General features: G+C 73.5%; 18 protein-coding genes. 9 read left to right on the top strand and 9 right to left on the bottom strand.

Features of this window, described 5'->3' with window-relative positions; all coding sequences use genetic code 11:
- Positions 1 to 196 precede the first annotated feature (196 nt).
- On the top strand, positions 197 to 508 hold the full coding sequence (locus ACZ4SF_RS11980) for a DUF6158 family protein (RefSeq protein WP_468381807.1): 312 nt from the start codon (positions 197 to 199) through the stop codon (positions 506 to 508).
- Between the two features lie 337 nt (positions 509 to 845).
- On the opposite strand, the gene ACZ4SF_RS11975 is transcribed toward ACZ4SF_RS11980, so the two are convergent.
- From ACZ4SF_RS11975 to ACZ4SF_RS11960, 4 genes are all read right to left on the bottom strand, one after another.
- A complete protein-coding gene (locus ACZ4SF_RS11975; protein WP_468381804.1) occupies positions 846 to 1,388 on the bottom strand; it encodes a type 1 glutamine amidotransferase domain-containing protein in 543 nt (180 codons plus the stop codon).
- Positions 1,389 to 1,393: 5 nt separating this feature from the next.
- Positions 1,394 to 2,047 (bottom strand): diguanylate cyclase, encoded by a 654-nt coding sequence (locus ACZ4SF_RS11970; RefSeq protein WP_468381801.1) that lies wholly within the window; start codon positions 2,045 to 2,047, stop codon positions 1,394 to 1,396.
- On the bottom strand, positions 2,044 to 2,421 hold the full coding sequence (locus tag ACZ4SF_RS11965; RefSeq protein ID WP_468381798.1) for a DUF2795 domain-containing protein: 378 nt from the start codon (positions 2,419 to 2,421) through the stop codon (positions 2,044 to 2,046). The genes ACZ4SF_RS11970 and ACZ4SF_RS11965 overlap by 4 nt, the downstream gene beginning before the upstream one ends.
- A gap of 76 nt (positions 2,422 to 2,497) precedes the next feature.
- Positions 2,498 to 4,294 carry a thiamine pyrophosphate-requiring protein gene (locus ACZ4SF_RS11960; RefSeq protein ID WP_468381795.1) on the bottom strand — a complete coding sequence of 599 codons (1,797 nt, stop codon included), beginning with the start codon at positions 4,292 to 4,294 and terminating at the stop codon, positions 2,498 to 2,500.
- Between the two features lie 548 nt (positions 4,295 to 4,842).
- On the opposite strand from ACZ4SF_RS11960, the gene ACZ4SF_RS11955 reads away from it, so the two are divergent.
- From ACZ4SF_RS11955 to ACZ4SF_RS11945, 3 genes are all read left to right on the top strand, one after another.
- Positions 4,843 to 5,925: a hypothetical protein gene (locus ACZ4SF_RS11955; protein WP_468381792.1), complete on the top strand. Its 1,083-nt coding sequence runs from the start codon at positions 4,843 to 4,845 to the stop codon at positions 5,923 to 5,925.
- A gap of 463 nt (positions 5,926 to 6,388) precedes the next feature.
- The gene (locus ACZ4SF_RS11950; RefSeq protein WP_468381789.1) at positions 6,389 to 7,648 is read left to right on the top strand and encodes an aminotransferase class I/II-fold pyridoxal phosphate-dependent enzyme; all 1,260 of its coding nucleotides are present in this window, start codon (positions 6,389 to 6,391) and stop codon (positions 7,646 to 7,648) included.
- Entirely contained in the window at positions 7,645 to 8,811 is a 1,167-nt protein-coding gene (locus tag ACZ4SF_RS11945; protein ID WP_468381786.1) for an MBL fold metallo-hydrolase, read from the top strand. Before ACZ4SF_RS11950 ends, ACZ4SF_RS11945 begins: the two co-directional genes overlap by 4 nt.
- Before the next feature lie 224 nt (positions 8,812 to 9,035).
- Here ACZ4SF_RS11945 and ACZ4SF_RS11940 read toward each other — a convergent pair whose 3' ends face one another.
- A complete protein-coding gene (locus ACZ4SF_RS11940) occupies positions 9,036 to 9,647 on the bottom strand; it encodes a DedA family protein (protein ID WP_468382503.1) in 612 nt (203 codons plus the stop codon).
- A 17-nt stretch (positions 9,648 to 9,664) separates the two neighbouring features.
- Complete coding sequence (locus tag ACZ4SF_RS11935; RefSeq protein ID WP_468382500.1) at positions 9,665 to 10,438, bottom strand: MBL fold metallo-hydrolase; 774 nt, start codon at positions 10,436 to 10,438, stop codon at positions 9,665 to 9,667.
- 84 nt (positions 10,439 to 10,522) lie between these two features.
- Between ACZ4SF_RS11935 and ACZ4SF_RS11930 the strand changes: the two genes are divergently transcribed.
- The 5 genes from ACZ4SF_RS11930 (at position 10,523) to ACZ4SF_RS11910 (ending at position 16,716) form a co-directional block, all read left to right on the top strand.
- On the top strand, positions 10,523 to 10,954 hold the full coding sequence (locus ACZ4SF_RS11930; RefSeq protein ID WP_468381784.1) for a hypothetical protein: 432 nt from the start codon (positions 10,523 to 10,525) through the stop codon (positions 10,952 to 10,954).
- 131 nt (positions 10,955 to 11,085) lie between these two features.
- Entirely contained in the window at positions 11,086 to 13,281 is a 2,196-nt protein-coding gene (locus tag ACZ4SF_RS11925; protein ID WP_468381781.1) for a phage holin family protein, read from the top strand.
- A gap of 78 nt (positions 13,282 to 13,359) precedes the next feature.
- Positions 13,360 to 14,421 carry an ATP-binding protein gene (locus tag ACZ4SF_RS11920; RefSeq protein WP_468381778.1) on the top strand — a complete coding sequence of 354 codons (1,062 nt, stop codon included), beginning with the start codon at positions 13,360 to 13,362 and terminating at the stop codon, positions 14,419 to 14,421.
- Entirely contained in the window at positions 14,418 to 16,226 is a 1,809-nt protein-coding gene (locus tag ACZ4SF_RS11915) for a vWA domain-containing protein (RefSeq protein WP_468381775.1), read from the top strand. Before ACZ4SF_RS11920 ends, ACZ4SF_RS11915 begins: the two co-directional genes overlap by 4 nt.
- A gap of 64 nt (positions 16,227 to 16,290) precedes the next feature.
- A complete protein-coding gene (locus ACZ4SF_RS11910; protein WP_468381772.1) occupies positions 16,291 to 16,716 on the top strand; it encodes an OsmC family protein in 426 nt (141 codons plus the stop codon).
- 215 nt (positions 16,717 to 16,931) lie between these two features.
- Here ACZ4SF_RS11910 and narJ read toward each other — a convergent pair whose 3' ends face one another.
- The 3 genes from narJ to ACZ4SF_RS11895 are packed head-to-tail and all read right to left on the bottom strand — an operon-like array spanning position 16,932 to position 22,338.
- Complete coding sequence (gene narJ, locus ACZ4SF_RS11905; RefSeq protein ID WP_468381770.1) at positions 16,932 to 17,477, bottom strand: nitrate reductase molybdenum cofactor assembly chaperone; 546 nt, start codon at positions 17,475 to 17,477, stop codon at positions 16,932 to 16,934.
- On the bottom strand, positions 17,477 to 18,967 hold the full coding sequence (locus ACZ4SF_RS11900) for a nitrate reductase subunit beta (protein WP_468381767.1): 1,491 nt from the start codon (positions 18,965 to 18,967) through the stop codon (positions 17,477 to 17,479). The genes narJ and ACZ4SF_RS11900 overlap by 1 nt, the downstream gene beginning before the upstream one ends.
- On the bottom strand, positions 18,967 to 22,338 hold the full coding sequence (locus ACZ4SF_RS11895) for a molybdopterin-dependent oxidoreductase (protein ID WP_468381763.1): 3,372 nt from the start codon (positions 22,336 to 22,338) through the stop codon (positions 18,967 to 18,969). The genes ACZ4SF_RS11900 and ACZ4SF_RS11895 overlap by 1 nt, the downstream gene beginning before the upstream one ends.
- Positions 22,339 to 22,447: the final 109 nt, after the last annotated feature.

The raw sequence follows: 22,447 nt of genomic DNA, 5'->3' as shown, positions 1-22,447 counted from the left end.
CGGCGGCCCAGGTCCGGCGGCGTCCCGTGCGGCAGCGCGCCCCGCTGCACCGGACCGTCCGGCGGCGGCAGGGTCAGCGGTTCGGGTCGCGCCGGGACGGGTCGTATGCGGAGGCCCTGGACCCCGGATGTTCGTACAGTGGATTCAGGAACGCGAGCTCCATGGATTCCTCCCGGAAACCGCTCGGGGGCAGTGCATGCCGGGTGGGTACCCGGACCGCAGACACGACCACGACGAGCGGGGTACCACCATGACCGGAGTCGACCCCAGCCGGCTGGACGACCAGCAGCTCATGAAGGAGCTGGAGACGATCCACCGCACGCGCCACGACACCTTGCTGTACGGCTCGAACGACGCACTGCGCGCCCACAACGAGCGCATGGCGCAATTGGAGGGCGAGTACCTGCGCCGCAACCCGCGCCGTCTGGTGAGCGCGGGCCGCACCCGCGAGGGCGCCCGTGAGCGCGGCTGCAGCGAGGCGGCGACCCCGGACACCCCCGGCAGCTGACCCGCACCACGCGCGGGCGTCTCCCGCGCCCTGCCTGGACCGCGTGCAGGCATCTCGGCCCGGCCTGCACCGGGCGCAGGCGTCTCCGGCGCCCAGCCTGGGCCCCCAGCCTGGGCCACGCGCGGGTGTCTCCGGCGGCCGACCTGGGCCACGCCCGGGTGTCTCCGGCGCCCGACCTGGGCCACACGAGGGTGTCTCCGGCCCCCGGCCTGGACCACGCTCGGGCATGTCCGGCGCCCGACCGCAGCTCGTTCAGGCATCTCCGTCAGCTTGATCCACACGCACAAGAGGGCCGACCCCTCCACGCAGAAGGGCCGGCCCTGACGGAACCGCTCGTTCAGCCGGCCTCCGAGGCGAACACGTGCAGGAACGCGTCGCAGAACGCCTTCAGGTCGCCCGGCTTGCGGCTGGTCACCAGCTTGTTGGAGCCGTGGTCGCAGATCTTCACCTGCTCGTCCACCCAGGTGCCGCCCGCATTGCGGATGTCCGTGCGCAGACTCGGCCAGGACGTCAGCACCCGGCCGCTCACCACGTCCGCCTCCACCAGCGTCCACGGCGCATGGCAGATCGCGGCGACCGGGCGGCCCTGATCGAAGAAGTCCTTCACGAACGCGACGGCCTTCTCGTCCATCCGCAGGAAGTCCGGGTTGGCCACCCCGCCCGGCAGCACCAGACCGCCGAACGAGCCGGCCGACGTCTCACCCACCACCTCGTCCACGGGGAACGTGTCCGCCTTGTCCAGATGGTTGAACGCCTGGATCTTCCCGGACCCGGTCGACACCAGTACCGGCTCGTGCCCGGCGTCCGCGGCAGCCTTCCACGGCTCGGTCAGCTCGACCTGCTCGACGCCCTCGGGTGCCACCAGAAACGCGATACGCATGATCCTCAGCTTCCTTTCACTTTCTTCAGCACGGCCCGGTGGGCACGGGCGCGCCGCTTCCTCGCCCGGGCCGCGCGCCGGCAGCGCAGCAGCTCCTCGCCGTACGGCAGCAGCACGCACGTGCCGATCGCCAGGCCGATACCCGCCAGATAGGCCGGCGACAGCGGGCGCCGGCGCGGCACGAGGCGCCAGGCGTCCGGATCGCCGCGCCCCGCCCGCAGCAGCGACTTCACCTGGTCGGAGTGCAGGCACATCAGCGACACCAGGCCACCGAACGGCAGCGACTCCAGAAAGCTGTGGATGTGCTGCTCGATCGGCTTGACCTCGCGCTCGCTGTCGACGGCCGTCCGCACGTCCCACAGCGCCGTCGCCTCGTGCACCGCCGCCGCGCCCAGCTGCACGGTCAGCAGCAGCGGATTGATCTCGTAGCGCAGGGTGAGCGCGATGGGCAGGCCCACCTCCGCCATCATCAGTGAGTGGATCAGGGACTCCTTCGTCCCCGCCGTGTCCTCGATGCGGGTGCGCCGGTGCATCACCCAGTCGGCGAGCCCCGGTACGAACCAGCCGGGCAGCAGGCCGTAGAGCAGAAACCGCGTCGTGGCGTCCCCGACGTCCACGGTGGCGCCACGCGCGATCTCGGCCGCCTGGTCCCGGCTCACTCGCCGCCCACCAGGGCCTCGGCCAGTTGCTGGATGTTCTCGTACCGGTTCCCGTGCCGCAGACCCGCCACCGCGTCGATCAGCGCACCGGGCGCGTTGCTCCGGCGCAGCGCCCGGCCCAGCTCCCCCGGCTTCGCGGGGAAGGTGTGCCGGCTCAGATACCGGGCCAGCTCCAGCCGGGTCCGCTCCAGTGACGCCGGGGACCCCAGTCCGCCCACCGGGCCGCTCCATACCTCCGGATCGTCGTCCGCGGCCGGCTCCGGGTCGTGCCACTCCTCCACGCGTGTCGGGTGCCCGGACCGGAGCAGGTCCTTCAGCTCGTGCTTCATCTCGTCGTCGCGATGGACGCTCAGGCGGTCACTGCCTCGCTGCATGTCTCCCTCCAGAGGGTCGAAGGTCCGCATCGCGTACCCGGTGCCGTACGTCCGACACGGGGTCCGCGCCGTACGGCTAATGCTTTTCCCGGCCGGGCAGGAACTCCTGCACCTTCGCCTTCAGCCCCTGCCTGATCATCGAACCCCGGTCGGTGTCGCCCTTGAGGATCGACGCCGCCGTCGCCTCCATCTGCTCCCAGGTGGCGTGCGGCGGGATCGGCGGAACGGCGGGGTCGGTCAGGAACTCGATCACCGCCGGCCCGTCGGCCGCCAGGGCGGCCCGCCATCCGGCTTCCACGTCCTGCGGCTTCTCCACCCGGATGCCGGTCAGGCCGAGCGAGCGGGCGAACGCCGCGTACTGCACGTCCGGGATCGCCTGCGAGGGCAGGAACGACGGGGCGCCCTCCATCGCACGCATCTCCCAGGTGACCTGGTTCAGGTCCTGGTTGTTCCACACGGCCACCACCAGCCGCGGATCCGACCAGCGGTCCCGGTACTTCGCGGCCGTGATCATCTCTGCCAGACCGTTCATCTGCATAGCCCCGTCCCCGACCAGCGCGAACACCGGCCGGTCCGGGTGGGCGAACTTCGCACCGATCGCGTACGGCACACCGGGTCCCATCGTCGCCAGCGTCCCGGACAGCGAACCGCGCATGCCCGGACGCATGGTGATGTGCCGCGCGTACCAGTTCGCGACCGAACCGGAGTCCGAGGTGAGGATCGCGTTGTCCGGCAGCAGCGGATCCAGCGCCCGCGCCACGTACTCGGGATTGATCGGATCGGCCGACAGTCCGGCCCGCCGCTCCATCGTCTCGTGCCAGCGCTTCACGTTCGCGCACACCGTGTCGTACCACTCGCGCCCGCCCCGGTCCGTCTTCAGCAGCGGAATCAGCCGCTGCAACGTCGCCCGAGCATCACCGACGAGGTTCACCTCGTACGGATAGCGCATGCCGATCATGTGCGGGTCGATGTCGATCTGCACCCCGCGCGCCTTGCCGAAGTCCGGCATGAACTGGGTGTACGGGAACGACGAACCGATCGTCAGCAGCGTGTCGCAGTCCCGCATCAGCTCGTACGACGGGCGGCTGCCCAGCAGCCCGATCGGACCGGTCACGTACGGCAGTTCGTCGCTCAGCACGTCCTTGCCGAGCAGCGCCTTCGCGACACCGGCGCCGAGCAGCTCGGCGATCTCCTGCACCTCCACGACCGCGGAGGCGGCTCCCTGCCCCACCAGGACGGCGACCTTGTCGCCCGCGTTCAGCACGTCCGCCGCCCGGCGCAGCGCCTCGTCCGTCGGGGTCGCCGTGTAGTCGCTCATGCCCAGGCTGGAGGGCACCATCTTGAACTCGTGGGTCGGCGGCGAGTAGTCCAGCTCCTGCACGTCACCGGGAATGATCAGCGCGGTCGGGCAGCGTCGCGCGTACGCGGTGCGAATCGCCCGGTCCAGCACGTTGGGCAGCTGCTCGGGCACCGTCACCGTCTCCACGAACTCGGAGGCGACGTCCTTGTACAGCGTGTGCAGGTCGACTTCCTGCTGGTAGGAGCCGCCCATCGCGGTCCGGTCGGTCTGGCCGACGATCGCCAGCACCGGCACGTGGTCCAGCTTGGCGTCGTACAGGCCGTTGAGCAGATGGATGGCGCCGGGTCCCGAGGTCGCCGCGCACACGCCGATACGCCCGCTGAACTTGGCGTATCCGACCGCCTCGAAGGCGGACATCTCCTCGTGCCTGGACTGGATGAAGCGCGGTTGGTCCTCGGCGCGGCCCCAGGCGGCGAGCAGCCCGTTGATGCCGTCGCCCGGATAGCCGAAGACCTGTTCCACGCCCCAAGCGCGCAGGCGCTCGAGGATGTGGTCGGCGACCTTGGTGCTCATGGAGAGACCTCCCCGGTGCAGTACGAAGCGGACGATCCGGTCAGCAGATAACGAGTCACCTGCGCAGGAGGCGGAAAACCTCCCGGGGTGTACCGCGGCCGGTTTCCAAGCCCACCGAGCGGCCTTCCGCGCCTCCCTGGGGCGGCATCCGGGGGCGGTGGGCCGCTGTTGACGGTTTGCCGGGGTGGTTGGCTGTCGTCGGCGGGTGTGGGGATGGTTTGCCGGGATGGTCGGCCGTCGTCGGCGGGTGCCGGGGCGGCCTGCCGAGGCGGTTGGGCTGACGTTCGCGGGTGCCGGTGGGGGTGGTCGATCGTGCAGTTTCCCGCGCCCCTCGACGCGCGGCCGCCGCGGCTCGTCCCGGTTCACCCGCCTGGCCCCGCGTATCCCGCGAATGGGCTCCGGCCGCGCGCGGTACGGCGCCCCGCGGGCTGTGATGGCAGCGAGGGCACGCCCCGTGCCCGTACCGGGCGCCGTACGGCGTTGCCGTCGTACCGGTGCGCCGGAGTACCGCCGTCCGACCGCCCCGCCGCCCGCGAGGAGCCCCTCCCATGCTCCGCACCGCCGCCCGTGCCCTGCCCGTCCTCTTCGCCACCGGCGCCGCCCTCGCCCTCACCGGGCCGGTGGCCTTCGCGGGTCCTGCCGTCCCGGCCGCCGTCGCCGTCGTCGCAAGGCCTGCCACAGTGGCCGGGCCGGCCGTCCCCGTGGGGCCGGCTGCCGTCGACGGTTCTGCCCTCCTGGCCGGGCCCGATTCCTTCGCGGTGTCAGCCGTCGAGGCGTGCGACCCCATTACCGGTCTGGTCCCGGACACCGTCGACGGCACCTCACCGACCTCCGTCGACGGCTCCTCACCGACTTCCATCGACGGCACTTCACCGACTTTCACCGACGGCACCTGCCCGGCCACCCCCGATGAGCCGGGCGTGCCTTCCGGAGCGCCCTACTTCGGCACCCGCATCGGTGACGCCGGTGCGTGCGCCGACCCCGGCCAGTGCCCGGACGGCGCCGCGGCGGCGACGGCCTGCCCGGGCGGCAAGCCGTGCGGCGAGGGCAGTCAGTGCCCGCAGGGGGAGTACTGCGAGACGGCCGGGCAGGGCGGTACCGGGCAGGTCGGCTCCGGCCGCGAGGGCGGGGGCCAGGACGGCGGCGGGCGCGACGGTGGCGGGCAGGTCGGTGGCGGGCACGAGGGCACCGGACAGGACACCGCCGGTCACGACAGCGGGGGGCAGGACGGCACCGGCCGCGACAGCGGTGGCCAGGACGGCACCGGCCGTGACAGTGGCGGACAGAGCAGCACTGGTCGAGACAGCGGTGGCCAGGACGGCACCGGTCGCGACAGTGGTGGCCAGGACGGTGGCGGGCGGGACAGTGGTGGCCGGGCCGACGGCCGGTGCGCGGAGTCGCACGGCGAAGGCTGCCAGGACGGCCACGGCTGCCGTGAGTCCCGTGACTCCGGCGGGTGCGACCCGGCCACCGTCCAGCACGGAGTCGAGGCGGGCACCGGCGGCACCTTCGAGGACTCGGTCCCGGCGCTCGTCGCGGGCGGCACTCTGATCGCCGCGGCCTTCGCGGGAGCCGTCTACCGGCTGTACGGGCTCAGGAGGTCCGCGCAAGGCCAATCCCAGGGGACGTGATCCGCACAACTTCGGCGACCGCCCATGGAGGGCCGCCCGGCGGGTACACGCCCTCCCAAGAGCACCGGCACGAACCACCCACCCCCACAGCAACCGCCGCACCAGCCAACGCGCAAGCGGCACCGGACACCACCCGACGGACGACAGACCGCAGACGCAGACAGACGGCAACGGCAGACGCAGAACAGTCAGACGGCAACGGCAGACGCAGAACAGCCAGACGGCGACGGCAGACGGCAACGCCAGACGGCAACGCCAGACGGAGAACGGCCACACGGCGACAGCGGACGGCAACGCCAGACGGCAACGGCACATACGACAGGGAACCCGGGTCGGGACGCCCCGCGGACCCCGACCCGTCCAGGGCGCACAGCACGCCGCACACCGCGGCACACAGCGGCCCACGAGGACGGTACGGCCCGACCGGGCGGTACGACGGCACCACGACTGCGCGGAGGCGGACATGCGGCGGACGGACCCCGGCGAAGGCCACGGCCCGGTCCGCTACGGCCCGCCCCTTCCCGGCGACGGCCTGCCTGTGCTCCCGGAACTCTCCGCCGTCGTCGCCGCCGCCGCGGGCCGCGCCGACGCCCAGCCCATCGGCGGCGCGCCCGCCCTGCTGGAGGCGGCCTGCGGCTACTGGACGCGGCGCGGCCTGCCCAGCGTCCCCGACCAGGTGGCCGCCGGACCCGGCGCTCCCGCGCTGCTGCTGGCGCTCACCGCCGCGCTCGCCGGCGACGGCGCCGACGTCCTCGTGCCCCGCCCCTGCGCTGCCTGGTGGGCACCGTACGCCCGTCTCCTCGGCCGGCCCGTCTTCCATGTGCCGACTCCCGCCGAGAGCGGCGGCGTCCCCGACCCGTACGCCCTGCTGGAGACCGTCCGCCGGGTCCGTGCCGAGGGCGGTGACCCCCGGCTGCTGGTGCTGTCCGTGGCCGACGACCCGACCGCCACCGTGGCTCCGCCCGAACTGCTGCACGAGACCGTCGAGGCCGCCACCGCCGAGGGCCTGCACCTGGTCAGCGACGAGACCTGGCGCGACACCGTGCACGACCCGCACGAGACCATGCTGCTGAGCCCCGCCGAGATGCAGCCCGATCAGGTCACCGTCGTCACCGACCTGGCCGGCTCCCTGCTGCCCCCGGGCTGGCCCGCCGCCGTCGCCCGTTTCCCGGCCACCGCCGCCGGACGGCACCTCCACGCGCGCGTGCTCGACATCCTGACCGCGCTCGGCGCCCGCATCGCCGTACCGGTCGCGGCGGCCGCCGGCTACGCCCTCGACGAACCCCCGCCCGTCACGGAGCGCCGCGAGGCCACCGTACGGCTGCACGCGCGCGTGGCCGCGGCGGCGCACGCCGCGGTCGTCGCCGCCGGCGCGCTCGCCCGGCCGCCGCAGGCCGGCCGTCACCTGTACGCCGACCTGGGGCCGCTGCGCGAACCCCTCGCCGCGCAGGGCGTGGGCGACGCACAGGAACTGGAGGATCTCCTCACCGCGCGGCTCGGCATGCCCGCGCCGGGCGGCCACCGTTTCGGCGACGACCTCCAGGCGCTGCGCGTGCGGCTCGCCACCGGCCCCCTGCTGGGCGGTACGGGCGAGGAGCGCACGGAATGCCTCACGTCACCCGCACCGTTGGAACTGCCGCAGCTGCAAGGCGCGTTGATCTCCCTGGGGTCGGCCTTCGACGATCTCAGCGACGACGCCCAGCGAAGGGAGCCTCCTCGATGACGCAGCAGACGCACGAGCCCGGCTCCGCCCCGACGACCACCGCAGCGCACGAGCCCGGCCCGGTCCCGACGACCACCGCAGCGCACGAGCCCGGCTCCGCCCCGACGACCAGCGCAGCCGGCGAGCCCGGCCCGGTCCCGACGACGACCGCAGCGCACGAGCCCGGCACGCCGACCCCCGTCGCGCCCCCTTCGCCCCCGCCGGCCGAGCCCCGTCCCCTGGGCGAACTCCGGGTCTGGCCACGGACCTTCCACGACCGGCTCACCGCGCCCCTGCCCGGCCTCAAGGCCCTCGCCCGCTTCGCCCGTGAAGGCGCCGTCCGCCCCGGCCCGGACGGTCTCGCCGACGTTCCCCGGCTTCCGTACGCACCGGCTCCGCTGCCCCGCGTCGGCACCGGCACCCTCGCCGTCACCTGGGCGGGACACGCCAGTTGGATCGTCCGCATAGGCGGACTGAGCGTCCTCACGGACCCGGTGTGGTCGCGCCGCATCCTCGGCACCCCGGCCCGCATCACCCCCGTCGGCGTGCCCTGGGACACCCTGCCCCGCGTCGACGCGGTCGTCATCAGCCACAACCACTACGACCACCTGGACGCCCCCACCCTGCGCCGACTCCCGTGCGACACCCCGGTGTTCGCGCCGGCCGGCCTCGGCCGCTGGTTCCGCAGACGCCGGTTCACCTGTGTCACCGAGCTGGACTGGTGGGAGGGGGCCGAACTGTCCGGCGTCCGCTTCGACTTCGTGCCGGCCCACCACTGGTCCAAGCGCACCCTCACCGACACCTGCCACAGCCTCTGGGGCGGCTGGGTGCTCACCGCCCCCGACGGACAGCGGCTCTACTTCGCCGGTGACACCGGCTACGGCCACTGGTTCTCCCGCATCGCCCGCCGCTATCCCGGCATCGACCTCGCCCTGATGCCCATCGGCGCCTACGACCCCCGCTGGTGGCTCAGCGACGTCCACTGCAACCCCGAAGAGGCGGTCCAGGCCACCCTGGACCTGGGCGCCCGCCGCATGGCCCCCATGCACTGGGGCACGTTCATCCTCTCCGCCGAGCCGGTCCTGGAACCGCTCAGGCGCGTGCGAGCGGCCTGGGACCAGGCGGGACGCGCGCGAGAGGACCTGTGGGATCTGCCGGTCGGCGCTTCGAGGGTGCTTGAGTGAGGCGCCCCTTTTCGAGGGTGCTCGAGTGAGCCGCCCCTTCAGGAGCGCGGCGAACGGCGCGACCGGCCACGGCGCCCCCGCAGTCCGCGGACGACCCCACGGTGATGGCGCTACCGCAACCGCCGGTCCGCTGCCCGCAGTTCGGGGACGACCGCACGGTGATGGCGCCACCACAACCGCCGGTCCGCTGCCCGCAGTCCGCGGACGACCGCGTGGTGACGGCGCTACCGCAACCGCCGGACCGCCCCCGGAACCACGCTGACCACCACCGTCAGCGCAACCGCCACCACGACCCCCTCCCACGGCTCCTTGAACAGCGAACCCCCCAGCACACCGATCACCTGATAGGTGACCGCCCACGCCAGACAGGCAGCCACATTCCCGCGGGCGAATCTCCGCAGCGGCCACTCCGCCATCAGACAGGCCAGCATCACCGGTATTCGGCCGGCCGGCACCAGCCGGGACAGCACCAGCACCGCCACCCCGTGCTCGGCCAGCTTCTCCCGCGCCTGCGCCAGCCGTTCCTCCGGCGCCCGGGACCTGATCGCCTCCAGCCACCGCGAGCCGTTCTTGGACCGCAACCCGCGCCGCCCCAGCCAGTACAGTGCCGCGTCCCCCAGGAACGCGGCCAGAGACGCCGTCACGAACACCAGCGCCAGCGAGAACGGCGCCGTCTGATGGAACGCCACCACCGCGGCCGAACTCACCAGCGCCCCTGTCGGTACCACCGGCAGCAGCGCCCCGATCAGCACCAGCAGGAACAACGACGGGTAGCCGAGCGTCCGCTGCGTCGCCTCCGGCGGCACGACCGACGTCGAGGCGGCGGCGAGCGTCACGGCGAAGCCCGGCCGGCTCACCGGGCGACCTCCAGCCGCACGCTCTCGCCGTGCCCGAGCTTGTGCACCGCCACCTGCGGCGCGGCCAGCGCAGCCAGCCGCACGAACTCGTCGCCCGGCGCATGGAACTCGTGCGGACGCACCGCGTCCATGCCGAGCGGCCAGTACGTCCCGTAGTGCACCGGTACCGCGGCCCGCGGCGCCAGCCCGGCCAGCGCCCGCGCCGCCCGCCCCGCGTCCAGATGCCCCTCCCCGAGATACGGCCCCCAGCCGCCCACCGGCAGCAGCGCCACGTCCACCGCCCCGACCCGTTCGGCCATCGAGTCGAACAGCCCCGTGTCCCCGGCGAAATACGTCCGGGCCTCGCCCTCGACGACGTAGCCCAGCGCGGGGGACCGCTGCGGGCCCACCGGCAGCCGCCGTCCGTCGTGCCGGGCCGGCACCACCCGGACCAGCAGCTCGCCGACCCGCACCTCGTCCCCGGGGGCCACCTCGGTGACGCGCAGCTGCCGCAGCCGGCGCACGCCCGGTACCGCCCGTGGTGCGCCCCGGGGCACGAGCAGGCGCGTGCCCGGGGCGAGGCAGGCGAGCGAGGGCAGGTGCAGATGGTCGGCGTGCAGATGGGAGACGAGCGCCACGTCCGCGCGGCGGGCCTCGGCGGGCGGCACGGCGCCTTGACGGCGGCGCAGATGCGCCAGCCGTCGGGCGAACAGGGGATCGGTGAGCACCCGCGTGTTCGCATCCTCCACCGTGCAGGTTGCGTGACCCCACCAGGTGATCTCCACCGGCACCTTTTTCGCCTCCTTCACGCGACTCCCCGAAGCCTACGGGCAGGAGTAGGGTCGGCGGCGAAACCCGGAGGTGAGGGGGACGCCATGGGACAGCTGCGGGGTGCCTCCGGCGCGCTCATGCCGGTGCGGGTCACCGCCATCGCGAGCCTGACACCACTGGAGGAGCTGGAGGCCGACCCCTTCCTCGTGGACTCGCGCAGCCAGCACGCGATGTGCGCCCGCTGGGCGGCCGAGCGGGGCTACGTGATCGCCCGGGAACTTCTCGTCGGCGGGCTCCGTTTCGACCATTGCGCGCTGTGGCACGGCGTCAGGCCGGGGGTGGACGTGTTCGTCGCCCCCAGCCTCCGGGTGCTGCGGCGGGCCGTGTCGTCGGTGGAGGAGTTCACCGCCGAGTGCGCCCGCCGGGGCGTGCGCGTGGAGACGGTGGGGCGCGCCGAACCGTCGTACGACGCCCAGATGAAGGCCCGCGTGCACCGGCGGCTGTCGATGCCGACGGCCGGGTACGACGGCCGCTGAGGCTCCCGGCCCGCCCGGGCCGCCACGTCGCGGTGTGACAAGGTGGAGCCGGGCCCGATCGGCCGGGTGACGACATGGGCGTCTTCCCGAGCGCGGGGCGGGGGAGTGCCGGGATTCGAGGTGTACGGGGCGTGCGAGGGGTGCGGTGGCGGCGGATCGCCAGTCAGATCGGGCGGAGCATCGCCGTATGGGCGGTCTCCACCGTCACCATGCTGGCCCTCGCCGGCGTCCTGCCGGACTTCCGGCTGCAGTCCGCCGACGGTGACAGCGCCACCCGCATCGCCGTGGCCGCCGCCTGCGGCGCCGGCGCCTTCGGTGTGCTCTCGGCCGTGGTCTGGCCGCTCCTGGTCCGGCTGTTGCTGCTCGTTCCCGCCTTCGTCCTCGGCCTGCTGGTCTTCTTCCTGAACGGCTCCCTGCTGCTGCTCGCCCTGCACATCAACCCCTCCGGCCGGGGCGAGGCCGCACCCGAGACCGCCGTCATCGTGGCGGCCGTGATGTCCGCCGTCGCCTCCGCCACCGGCGCGGCCCTCGCCGTACGCGACGACGAGACCTACCGGCGCCGCCTGCACCGCCTGGCCACCCGCAGCCGCCGGGCCCACCCGCCCTGCCCTTCCGCCCCCGGCCTGGTCTGCGTGCAGCTCGACGGCGTCGGCCACGACGTCCTCACGGACGCCGTCTCCAAAGGCCTCATGCCGACGGTCGCCCGCTGGCTGGCCGCCGGCGACGGCACACGGCCGCCCGGCGAGGGCGAACCCCGCACCGACCAGCCGGCCCACCGTCCCACCCACCGCCTCGACCCCTGGCGCACCGACTGGTCCAGCCAGACCGGGGCCAGCCAGCTCGGCATCCTGCACGGCAGCACCTTCGACGTGCCGGCCTTCCGCTGGTACGAGAAGGACCGAGGCGAGGTGATGGTGTGCAACCGGCCCACCAGCGCCGTCGAGTTGCAGCGCCGCGCCGTGCTGCGCACCGGCGACGGCGGACTGCTCACGGTGGACGGCGCCAGCCGCGGCAACCTCTTCAGCGGCGGCGCCGGCGAACAGGCCCTCGTGCTGTCGATCGCCACCCGCCGCCGGGTCCGGGAGAACCGTTCCCGTGCCGGCTACTTCGCCTACTTCTCCGACCCGGCCAACGCCGTGCGTACCGCCCTGTCCTTCTTCGCCGAGGTGGCCCGTGAGATCGGCGAGTCCACCCGCGCCCGCCTGCGCAGGCAGCGCCCGCGGGTCGGCCGGGGCGGTCTCTACCCGTTCGTCCGCGCCTTCGCCACCGTCGTCGAACGGGACGTCGTCGTCGCCGCGGTCATGGGCGACATACTCGCCGGCCGCACCGCCGTCTACGCCGACCTCGTCGCCTACGACGAGGTCGCCCACCACTCCGGCCCCCGCAGCCGGGACGCCGAGAAGGTCCTGCAGCGCCTCGACCGGTCCCTGGCCCTCCTCGGCCGGGTCGCCGAACATGCCCCGCGGCCCTACCGGATCGTCGTCCTGTCCGACCACGGACAGAGCTACGGCGAGACCTTTCGCGCCCGCTACGGACTCACCCTCGGCGACCTCGTCCGGGCCGGCTGCGGACTGCATGTGCCGCGCCGCGCCGACCGTACGCGCAGTGGCGCCGAGGCCCGGGCCGCCGTCCGTGCCGCCCTGCGCCGGCCCGTGGAGGAGAAGGGCGACCTCCACCGCCCCTCCCGCCGTTCCGAGCCGGTCGTGCTGGCCTCCGGCAACCTCGGCCTGGTCTCCTTCCCGGACGTCCCGCACCGCATGACCAAGGAGGAGATCGACGCCCGCCATCCCGCCCTGCTCACCACCCTCGCCAACCACCCCGGCATCGGCTTCCTGCTGGTGCGCAGCGAGGAGCACGACGGCGTGGTGCTGGGCGCGGGCGGCGCCGAGATCCCGCTCTCCCGGCTCGACGGCAGACCCGGCCCGCTGGCCCCTTTCGGCCCCGGTGCCGCCGACGCGGTCCGCCGCACCCACTCCTTCCCGCACACCGCGGACATCATGGTGAACTCCGCCCTCGACCCCGCCGACGGCGAAGTCCTCGCGTTCGAGGAGCAGATCGGCTCGCACGGCGGCCTCGGCGGCGCCCAGTCCCGCCCCTTCCTGCTCTCCCCGCTGGACCTGTCCGCACCGGCCGCGGAAGGGGAGCAGCTGACCGGCGCCGAGCAGGTCCACGGCGTACTGCGGCGCTGGCTGGGTGAGCTGGACGGACCGCAGGTGCCGCTCACCGAGAACGCCGAGGACGCCGAGGACGCCGAGAACGCCGAGGACGCCGAGAACGCCGAGAACGCCGGGGACACCCAGGACGCCGAGGACGAGCGGGCCGCCTGAAATTCGGCTGCGCCCGCACCTGCGTGGGCCCAGACTGTTCGAGTCGCCCATCGCTCGAACACCCGAGGAACTCCCGCCTTGCAGGCTGCCGTCACCGTCACTCCCGCCCGCGTCCCCGAACTCCTCCTCGGTCTGGCCACCGTCCGGCCGGTCTTCCTCTGGGGTGCTCCCGGCATCGGCAAGTCCTCCCTGGTGCGGGAGTTCGCCGACTCGCTCGGCCTGGAGTGCGTGAGCCTGCTCGGCACCCAGCTCGCCCCCGAGGACCTGATCGGCGTGCCGCAGATCCGCGACGGACGCTCGGTGTTCTGCCCGCCCGAGGCGATCGCCCGGGACGAGCCGTACTGCCTGTTCCTGGACGAGCTGAACGCGGCCACCCCGGATGTGCAGAAGGCGTTCTACTCCCTGATCCTCGACCGCCGCATCGGCAACTACGACCTGCCCGAGGGCTCCATCGTCATCGGCGCCGGCAACCGGTCCACCGACAACGCCCTCGCCCGGCCGCTCGCCTCCGCCCTGGTCAACCGGCTCGCCCACGTCCATCTGGAGGTCTCCGCCAGGGACTGGCTGGCGTGGGCCGCCGGCAACGGCATCCACCCGTGGATCCTGGACCACCTCACCGACCGGCCCGACCACCTGTGGTCCAAGCCGCCCAAGACCGAGGAGCCGTTCTCCACGCCGCGCTCCTGGCACATGCTCTCCGACGCCCTGCACTCCTTCGGCCCCGGTCTGGACGAGCCGACCCTGACCGTCCTCGCGCACGGCATGCTCACCCCCGCGCACGCGACCGCGTTCTGCGGCTACGTCAAGATCGTTCGCAGTCGCTTCGGCATCGAGGCGATCCTCAAGGGCGACGCCCGCTGGCCGCACCGCCTGGAGGACCGCGACCTGCTGTACTACCTGGCCGAGTCCTTCCGCGGCCGGCTGATCAAGGAGCTGCCGGTCAGCAAGGAGCACATGTCGGCGAACGGCCGGCAGACCGCCTTCCGCGCCAAGTCGCTGCTGGTGCAGCTCGCCGAGATCTCCGTCGAGGTCGCGCAGAGCGTCATCGCCTCCGACACCGACGGCAACCCCGTGCTGCCCGGCTGGTTCCTCATCGAGGCCGCCCGGGACATGCCCCGGCTGGTCGAGGCCCGCCGATGAGCCGGAGCGCGAAGAGCGCCGCCAAGAACAAGAAGAAGCCGGACGCGGCCGCCGAGGACTGCGCCAAGGGCGTCCAGCTGGTGTGGGCCAACCCGGCGCTCGCCGCGATCGAGGCCGAGATGTGCCGCCGCGAGGACTGCCCCGACTCGCCCCGCCAGGGCCTCGTCCGCATCGACTCCAGCGGCCGGGTGCACCTCCACCCCACCCGCAGGGCGGAACCCGCCGAGTGGGCCTGGGCCATCGCCCACGGCCTGATCCACCTCGGCTTCGGACACGTGCCGGCCGCCAAGGGCGAACGCGTCCAGCCCGACCGCTACGACCTCGCCGCGCGCTGCGCCGTCGTCAACCGCTTCCTGCTCACCTTCTCCGTCGGCCGCACCCCCGACGACCTGCCCGCTTCCTACCCGGACGGCGACGAGGAGCAGATCGCCGCCCGCTGGCGCCGGGCCGAGCACGTCCCGGCCGTGTACGAGCACTGCGGTACGGCCGGCACCGAGCCCGACCAGCTGCTCGTGCCCTGGTTCGGCGGACAATCGCCCACGGACTGGCAGCTCGCCTTCGCCCACGGGCTGACCCGCACCATGGCCACCGCCATGGATCTGGCCGGCGGCCGCCGCGACTCCATGCTGGGCGGCCCCGTCCCGCGGCACCCCTGGGAACGGGCCCTGAGCTGGTTCGTCTCCTCGTACCCGCTGCTCGGCGGCATCGCGGCCGGCATCACGCTGGTCGCCGACGCCGAACTCGCCCGCGCCCACGGCATCGACGTCGCCGCCGTCGACGCCGAGGCCGGCGAGATCTACGTCAACCCGCTGCGCACCTTCGAGGACGAGGAGTGGCGGTTCATCCTCGCCCACGAGATGCTGCACGCCGCGCTGCGCCACGGCGACCGCTGCGGCACCCGCGACCCGTACCTGTTCAACGTCGCCTGCGACTACGTCATCAACGGCTGGCTGGCCGAGATGCAGGTCGGCGCCATGCCCGACGGGCTGCTGCACGACCCGCAGCTGAGCGGACTGTCCGCCGAGGAGGTCTACGACCGCATCGCCGGCGACCTGCGCCGCATGCGGCGGCTCGCCACCCTGCGCGGCAAGGGCGTCGGAGACGTCCTCGGCGGCCCCCTCGGCCCGCCCGGCGCCGCCGTCGACCTGGACGAGTTCTACCGCCGCGGCCTGGTCCGGGGCCTGGACCTGCACCAGGCACAGGAGCGCGGCTTCCTGCCCGGCGGCCTGGTCGAGGAGATCCGTGCGCTGAGCCATCCGCCGCTGCCCTGGGACGCGCAACTCGCCCGCTGGTTCGACGAGTTCGTGCCGCGCCCCGAGGCCGTACGGTCGTACGCCCGTCCCTCGCGCCGACAGTCGTCCACCCCGGCCATCCCGCGCGCCGGACGGTACTTCCCGCCCGAGGAGATCGCCCGCTGCACCTTCGGCGTCGTCCTGGACACCTCCGGCTCGATGGACCGCACCCTGCTCGGCAAAGCCCTCGGCGCGATCGCGTCCTACGCCGAGGCCCGCGACGTACCGGCGGCCCGCGTGGTGTTCTGCGACGCCGCCCCGCACGACGCCGGCTACCTGCCGGTCACCGAGATCGCCGGCCGGGTCCGGGTGCACGGCCGCGGCGGTACGGTCCTGCAGCCCGGCATCGACCTGCTGCACCGCGCGGAGGACTTCCCGCCCACCGCACCCGTACTGGTGATCACCGACGGCTGGTGCGACGTCCTGCGGGTGCGGCGCGAGCACGCCTACCTGATCCCGCAGGGAGGACGCCTGCCGTTCACCGCGCATGGCCCGGTCTTCAGGGTGCAGTGAGCCGGAATGTGATCGGATGGGACATGGCATCCGACCACCCGGACCCCCCTTGAAAGGAACCACCGTGGCTACCACGCGCACCGCACACACCGCCTGGGAAGGCACTCTGCTGGAGGGCAACGGCGTCGTCACCTTCGACTCCTCCGGCATCGCCCAGCAGCCGGTCACGTGGGCCTCGCGCTCCCAGGACGCGAACGGCAAGACCAGCCCCGAGGAGCTGATCGCCGGTGCCCACTCCAGCTGCTTCTCCATGGCCCTCTCGCACGCCCTGACCGGCGCCGGCACCCCGCCCACCCGGCTGGAGACCAAGGCCGACGTCACCTTCCAGCCCGGCGAGGGCATCACCGGCATCCACCTCACCGTGCGCGGCGAGGTGCCCGGTCTGGACGCGGACGGCTTCGCCTCGGCCGCCGAGGACGCCAAGAAGAACTGCCCGGTCAGCCAGGCCCTGACCGGAACGACGATCACCCTGACGGCCGAGCTGGCCTGACGCTCGTCCCGCTCGTGCCGCCGTGCCGCCGTGTCCCGTCCGCGGGCGCGGCGGCGCCGCGCCGCTCCTGTTCAGCCCGGCCGCTGCCGGCCGCGCCGCTCGGGGCGCGCCCCGGGCCGGCGGGGATCCCGCCCGGTGCACCACGTACGGCCGGAACACGTACCGCATCGGTGCGCTGGACATGTGCACGAGCCGGCTGTACGGCACGAACGCGGTCAGCGGCACGCCGATGACCGCGTGCACCCGGGGGAGCACCGGCACGCCCGCCATGGGCGCACCGCGCCGTGTGCGGTCGGCAGGGTGGCGCACACCGCGTCGAGAACGCCCGCGTACGGTGTGCCGTAGTCGGTCAGCCGGGTGCGCAACTGCCGCAGACCGTCGCGGTGTTCGGTCAGCAGGCCGGTGTCGCCGGTCCGCGCGGTGAACTCCAGTACGGCCGGCAGGAAGTCCGGGAGCTCCTCGCCGCTGAACTCCAGACCGTGCCGGCGGTAGACGTCATGGAAGCGGACCAGGGACGTCCCGCGCCGCCCGGTGTCGCCGTCGCGCCACCAGCTCAGGTACAGGCTGTGCCGGTTCCTGAAGTCGAAGACCTGCACATAGTGGGCGGCCAGTTCCAGCGGCGGGGTGACGGCCGCGTGGTCGGTGAACCCCCGCAGCTGCGGCGCTGCCTGCCGCAGCAGGGGCAGCCGGGCGATGAAGTCGTCGTCCGGGTAGGTCAGGCAGAGGGCCGCCGCCTGGTAGAACACCGCGTCCGAGGGCATCAGGCCTCCTTCGCGCCGTCGGACGTCCGCCGCCCGCGCAGCAGGTGGACGTTCTCCACGGGCACCAGCGGAAGGTGCCGGCGGCCGGAGCCCTGGCCGAACGGGCCGTCGCCGCCCATCCCGGGCCCGCCCTCGAAGTCGAGGCTGCACCCCTGGGGCAGGGCCGACTCCTCCAGGCGGCGGGCATCGCCGGCGGCGGCGGTCGGAATGACGTACCGTTCCTCGTACTTGGCGATCGCCAGCAGCCGGTACATGGCCTCGATCGCGTCCGGTTCCATGCCGACCGCGGAGGCGGCCGCGGCGTCCGGTTCCTCGCCGAGGTTGATCGCCCGCATGTGGGAGCGCATCGCGGCGAGCTTCTCCAGCGCCGCCCGCACCGGCCCCGTGTCCCCCGCGGTGAACACCTCCGCCAGGTACTCCAGCGGGATCCGCAGGGTGTCGATCGCGCCGAACAGGTTGTCCGCGTCCTCCCCGTCGTGACCGGTCTCGGTCAGCGCCTCCACCACCGGCGACAACGGCGGGATGTACCAGACCATGGGCATCGTCCGGTACTCCGGGTGCAGCGGCAGCGCCACCCGGTACCGGCTGATCAGCGCGTGCACGGGGGAGCGGCGGGCCGCCTCGGACCAGTCGCGCGGGATCCCCGCCTCCTCGCAGGATCGCCGCACGGCGGGATCGGCCGGGTCCAGGAACACGCCCAACTGGGCCTCGTACAGATCCTTTTCGTCCCGGACGGAGGCCGCGGCCGTCACCCGGTCCGCGTCGTACAGGACGACGCCCAGGTAGCGCAGCCGGCCCACACAGGTCTCCGAGCAGACCGTCGGCAGGCCGGCCTCGATCCGCGGATGACACAGGGTGCACTTCTCGGCCTTGCCGGTGGCTCGGTTGAAGTACACCTTCTTGTACGGGCATCCGGTCACGCACATCTGCCGGCCCCGGCAGCGGTCCTGGTCGACCAGCACGATGCCGTCCTCGGCCCGCTTGTACATCGCCCCCGAAGGGCAGGAGGCCGCACAGGACGGGTTCAGGCAGTGCTCGCAGATCCGCGGCAGATGGAACATGAACGTCTGCTCGTAGGCGAACCGCACCTTCTGCGCGGCCTGCCGGCGGACGCGTTCCAGCATCGGGTCCAGGTCGCCGTGGGCGGGGGCGTCGGCGAGGCTCTCGTCGTCGTGGGTCCAGGGCTCGTCGTAGTCCTCGATCCCGGGCAGCTTCGGGTCGGAGAAGAACCTGGCCGGCTTGCGCAGGCGGCCGCCCGCCCTGAGCTTCAGCACCCCGCGCCGGTTCAGCCGCCAGCCGCCGCGCCACGTCTCCTGGTCCTCGTAGCGGCGCGGATAGCCCTGTCCGGGCCGGGTCTCCACGTTGTTGAACCAGGCGTGCTCCATGCCCCGCCGGTCGGTCCACGCCTGCTTGCAGGCGACCGAACAGGTGTGGCAGCCGATGCACTTGTCGAGATTCATGACCATCGCGATCTGGGCCATGGGGCGCATCAGTGCCCCACCTCCCGGCTGCGGCGGCGGATCACCGTCACCTCGTCGCGCAGGTCGCCCGTCGGGCCCGGGTAGCCGAAGGCCCAGGACAACTGGGCGTAGCCGCCGATCAGGTGGGACGGCTTGAGGATCAGCCGGGTCAGGGAGTTCTGGCTGCTGCCCCGCATGTTCGTGGTCTGTGTCCCGGGCACGCTCACCGTGCTCTCCCGCGCAGGGCTCATGTAGACCGTGCCGGCCGGCATCCGCTGCGAGACGGCCGCGCGGGCGACGGCCACGCCGTTGCGGTGGACGGCCTCGATCCAGTCGTCGTCCCGGACGCCGATCACCTCGGCGTCCTGCGGGGACATCCACATGTGCTGCCCGCCCCGGGAGAGCGCCAGCATGAACAGGTCGTCCTGGTACACGGAGTGGAGCGACCACCGGTCGTGCGGGGTGAGGTGGCGTACCGTCAGTTCTCGCCGTCCGTCCGGCCCGAGCCGTGGTTTCCCGGACAGGCGGTGCATGTCGAGCGGCGGCCGGTACACCGGCAGTGCCTCGCCGAGTTCCTGCATCCAGTCGTGGTCCAGGAAGAAGTGCTGCCGGCCGGTGAGGGTGTGCCACGGCTCGCCGTGCCCGGTGTGCGGCGTGCACGCCGTGTGCCGGCGGCCGCCGGCCTCGCTGTCCGACCGATCCGGCGAGGTGATCACCGGCGGCGCGATCCCCTCGGCCCGCAGCCCCGGTTCCTCCACCAGCGGACCGAGCGCGCCGAACTCGGCGCCGACCGCCGTGTAGTCGCGCTCCACGACCGTCAGGACGGGCAGGGTCTGCCCGGGCACGGGTGCGCACTCGCCCCGCTTCCAGTCCCGTACGACCCCGCCCGGCTGGGCCGTCTCGCCCGGGGTGGCGTGCTGCAGCGGGGTCGCCACCAGGTCCGTGCGGACGCCCAGATGGCGCACCGCCAGCTCGCTCAGCTTCCGAGCGAGGGCCCCGAAGGCGTCGAAGTCCGTGCGGGCCTGCCAGGGCGGGTCCACGGCCGGGGCGAGCGTGTGCCCGCGGGGGTGTGTGGCGATGGGGGACGGGTCGTGCTTTTCGTGGGTGAGCGAGTGCCCGCGGGGGTGTGTGCCGGTGGGGGACAGGTCGTGCTTCTGGTCGGTGAGCGAGTGCCCGCGGGGGTGTGTGCCGGTGGCGGACGGATCGTGCTTCTCGTACCGGCTCGCCGTCGGCAGCACCACGTCGGACAGCAGCGTCGAGGCCGTCTGCCGGAAGTCCAGCGACAGCAGCAGGTCGAGTTTGCCTTCCGGCGCCTGCTCCCGCCAGGTCACGTCCCGGGGCCGTTCTCCGGGCGCGGCCTCCTCGGCGCGCAGCGAGGAGCGGGCGCCCAGGAGGTGCCGGGTGGAGTACTCGGCGCCCTTCGCGGACGGGCCCAGCAGGTCGGCCCGCCACAGGGTCAGCACGCGGGGCCAGTTCTCCGGTGCGTCCGGGTCCTCGCAGGCGAACTTCAGTGTGCCCGCGCGCAGCCCCGCCACCGCCTGCGCCACCGGGTCGCCGGACTCCTCGCCCAGGTCGAGGGGGTTGCGGTTGAACGTGGGGTACGACGGCATCCAGCCCGAGCGGGCCGACAGCGCCAGGCAGTCCGCGCCGGTCATCCCGGTGAACCGGCCCTCACCGAGCGGCGAGGCCAGCGCGTCGGCACCGAGCCGGTCGTAGCGCCACTGGTCGGTGTTGAGGTACCAGTACGCGGTGCCGATCATCTGCCGGGGCGGCCGGGGTCCGTCCGAGGCTGCGGCCGGCGTCGTCCAGCCGGTCGCCGGGCGGCACTTCTCCTGACCGGCGCAGTGCGCCCGGCCGCCGCCGTCGCGGCCCTGGCATCCGGTGAGCCGGAGCAGGGCCAGCAAGGCGCGGTGGATCGTGTCCGAGTGGAACCAGTGGTCGGTGCCGGCGCCCGTGAGGATGGTGCAGCGGCCCCGAGACCGCTCGGCCGTCCGCGCGAACTCCCGGGCGATCCTGACGCACGAGGCGGCCGGGACGGAGGTGTGCGCCTCCTGCCAGGCGGGTGTCGCGGGCGAGCGTGCGTCCGCGTACGAGGCGGGCCAGTCGCCCGGCATGCCGGGGCGGTACACGCCGTACTGCGCCAGCAGCAGATCGAACACCGTCGCCACCAGCGGGCCGCCCGCCCCGCCCAGCCGCGTCGCCGGCACGCTCCGCCGCAACACCTCGCCCGGCCCCTGCCCGTGCGCCGCCCCGCACCCGGTGTCGAACCGGGGCAGCAGCACCTCCACCGGGACCGCGACCTCCTTGCCGTACAGCGTCAGCTGCGGCCTGATCCCGCCCAGCTCCAGGTTCCAGCCGCCCGCGCCGGTCCCGGTCCAGCGGAAGCCCAGGGAGCCGTTCGGCACGACGGCACGGCCGGAGGTCTCGTCCAGCAGGACCGTCTTCCACTGCGCGCCCTCGCCGTCCCGCCCCACATCGGTGGCGCGCAGGAACTTCCCCGGCACGTACGCCCTGTCCCGCTCGGCGAGCGTCACCAGGAACGGCAGGTCGGTGAACTTCCGTACGTGGTCGGCGAAGAACGGCGTCTCCCGGGTGACGAAGAACTCCTTGAGGATCACATGGCCCATGGCCATGGCCAGCGCGCCGTCGGTGCCGGGGTGCGGGTACAGCCACTCGTCGGCGAACCTGACGTCGTCCGCGCAGTCCGGTGCGACCACGACGGCCTTCTGGCCGCGGTAGCGGGCCTCCGCCATCCGGTGCGCGTCCGGGGTCCGCGTCCCCGGCACGTCCGAGCCCCACATCATCAGATACGCGGCGTCCCACCAGCCGCCCGACTCCGACACGTCCGGCCGGCCGCCCGAGGCCTGCGGGGAGGTGACGGCGGGGTCGGCGTGCCAGTCGTGGAACGACAGCATCGGCGCGCCGATCAGGCAGTGGTAGGCGCCGGCCGCATGCGACACGATGGACGTCGCCGGGACCGGGGAGAACCCGGCGATCCGGTCCGGGCCGTAGGTCCTGATGGTGTGCACCTGCGCAGCGGCGACGATCTCGACGGCCTCGTCCCAGGCGGCGCGCACCAAACCGCCCTCGCCGCGCGCCCGCTGGTAGCGGCGGCGCCGCTCCGGATCGTTCTGCAGATCCGCCCAGGCCAGCACCGGGTCCTTCAGCCGCCCCTTCGCCTCCCGGTACATCTCCAGCAGCACGCCCCGGACGTACGGGTAGCGCAGCCGGGTGGGGGAGCGGGTGTTCCAGGAGGACGCGGCCCCTCGCGGGCAGTCGCTCGGCTCGTCCCCGGGGCGGACCGGGCCCGCCGGCGGCGCGGGCGTTCCCTGCCGGAAGAAGCGTCCGGCGGCCAGCAGGGCCGCGCCGGGCTCCTTGGGCGGTATCTGCGTGTCGGTCACGTGCGCTCCCTGGGCTGACCCCGTACTCCGAACCTAGGGGCGGGCCCGGGAGGGCACCTGTTCACAGACCCGTACGGGTCACGGCGGACCGGCGATGCGTGCGGCTCAT

It is taken from the genome of Streptomyces sp. NPDC027663 (assembly GCF_055566415.1).
This window is presented reverse-complemented; position numbering and strand designations above follow the sequence as displayed.

Coding starts and splice junctions, on each gene's coding strand:
- ACZ4SF_RS11900 (WP_468381767.1), bottom strand. CDS start 18,967: ATGCGCCCCATGGCCCAGATCGCGATGGTCATGAATCTCGACAAGTGC.
- ACZ4SF_RS11955 (WP_468381792.1), top strand. CDS start 4,843: ATGCTCCGCACCGCCGCCCGTGCCCTGCCCGTCCTCTTCGCCACCGGC.
- ACZ4SF_RS11960 (WP_468381795.1), bottom strand. CDS start 4,294: ATGAGCACCAAGGTCGCCGACCACATCCTCGAGCGCCTGCGCGCTTGG.
- ACZ4SF_RS11980 (WP_468381807.1), top strand. CDS start 197: ATGCCGGGTGGGTACCCGGACCGCAGACACGACCACGACGAGCGGGGT.
- narJ (WP_468381770.1), bottom strand. CDS start 17,477: ATGCCCTCGGACGCGGTGTTCTACCAGGCGGCGGCCCTCTGCCTGACC.
- ACZ4SF_RS11965 (WP_468381798.1), bottom strand. CDS start 2,421: ATGCAGCGAGGCAGTGACCGCCTGAGCGTCCATCGCGACGACGAGATG.
- ACZ4SF_RS11915 (WP_468381775.1), top strand. CDS start 14,418: ATGAGCCGGAGCGCGAAGAGCGCCGCCAAGAACAAGAAGAAGCCGGAC.
- ACZ4SF_RS11975 (WP_468381804.1), bottom strand. CDS start 1,388: ATGCGTATCGCGTTTCTGGTGGCACCCGAGGGCGTCGAGCAGGTCGAG.
- ACZ4SF_RS11930 (WP_468381784.1), top strand. CDS start 10,523: ATGGGACAGCTGCGGGGTGCCTCCGGCGCGCTCATGCCGGTGCGGGTC.
- ACZ4SF_RS11945 (WP_468381786.1), top strand. CDS start 7,645: ATGACGCAGCAGACGCACGAGCCCGGCTCCGCCCCGACGACCACCGCA.
- ACZ4SF_RS11950 (WP_468381789.1), top strand. CDS start 6,389: ATGCGGCGGACGGACCCCGGCGAAGGCCACGGCCCGGTCCGCTACGGC.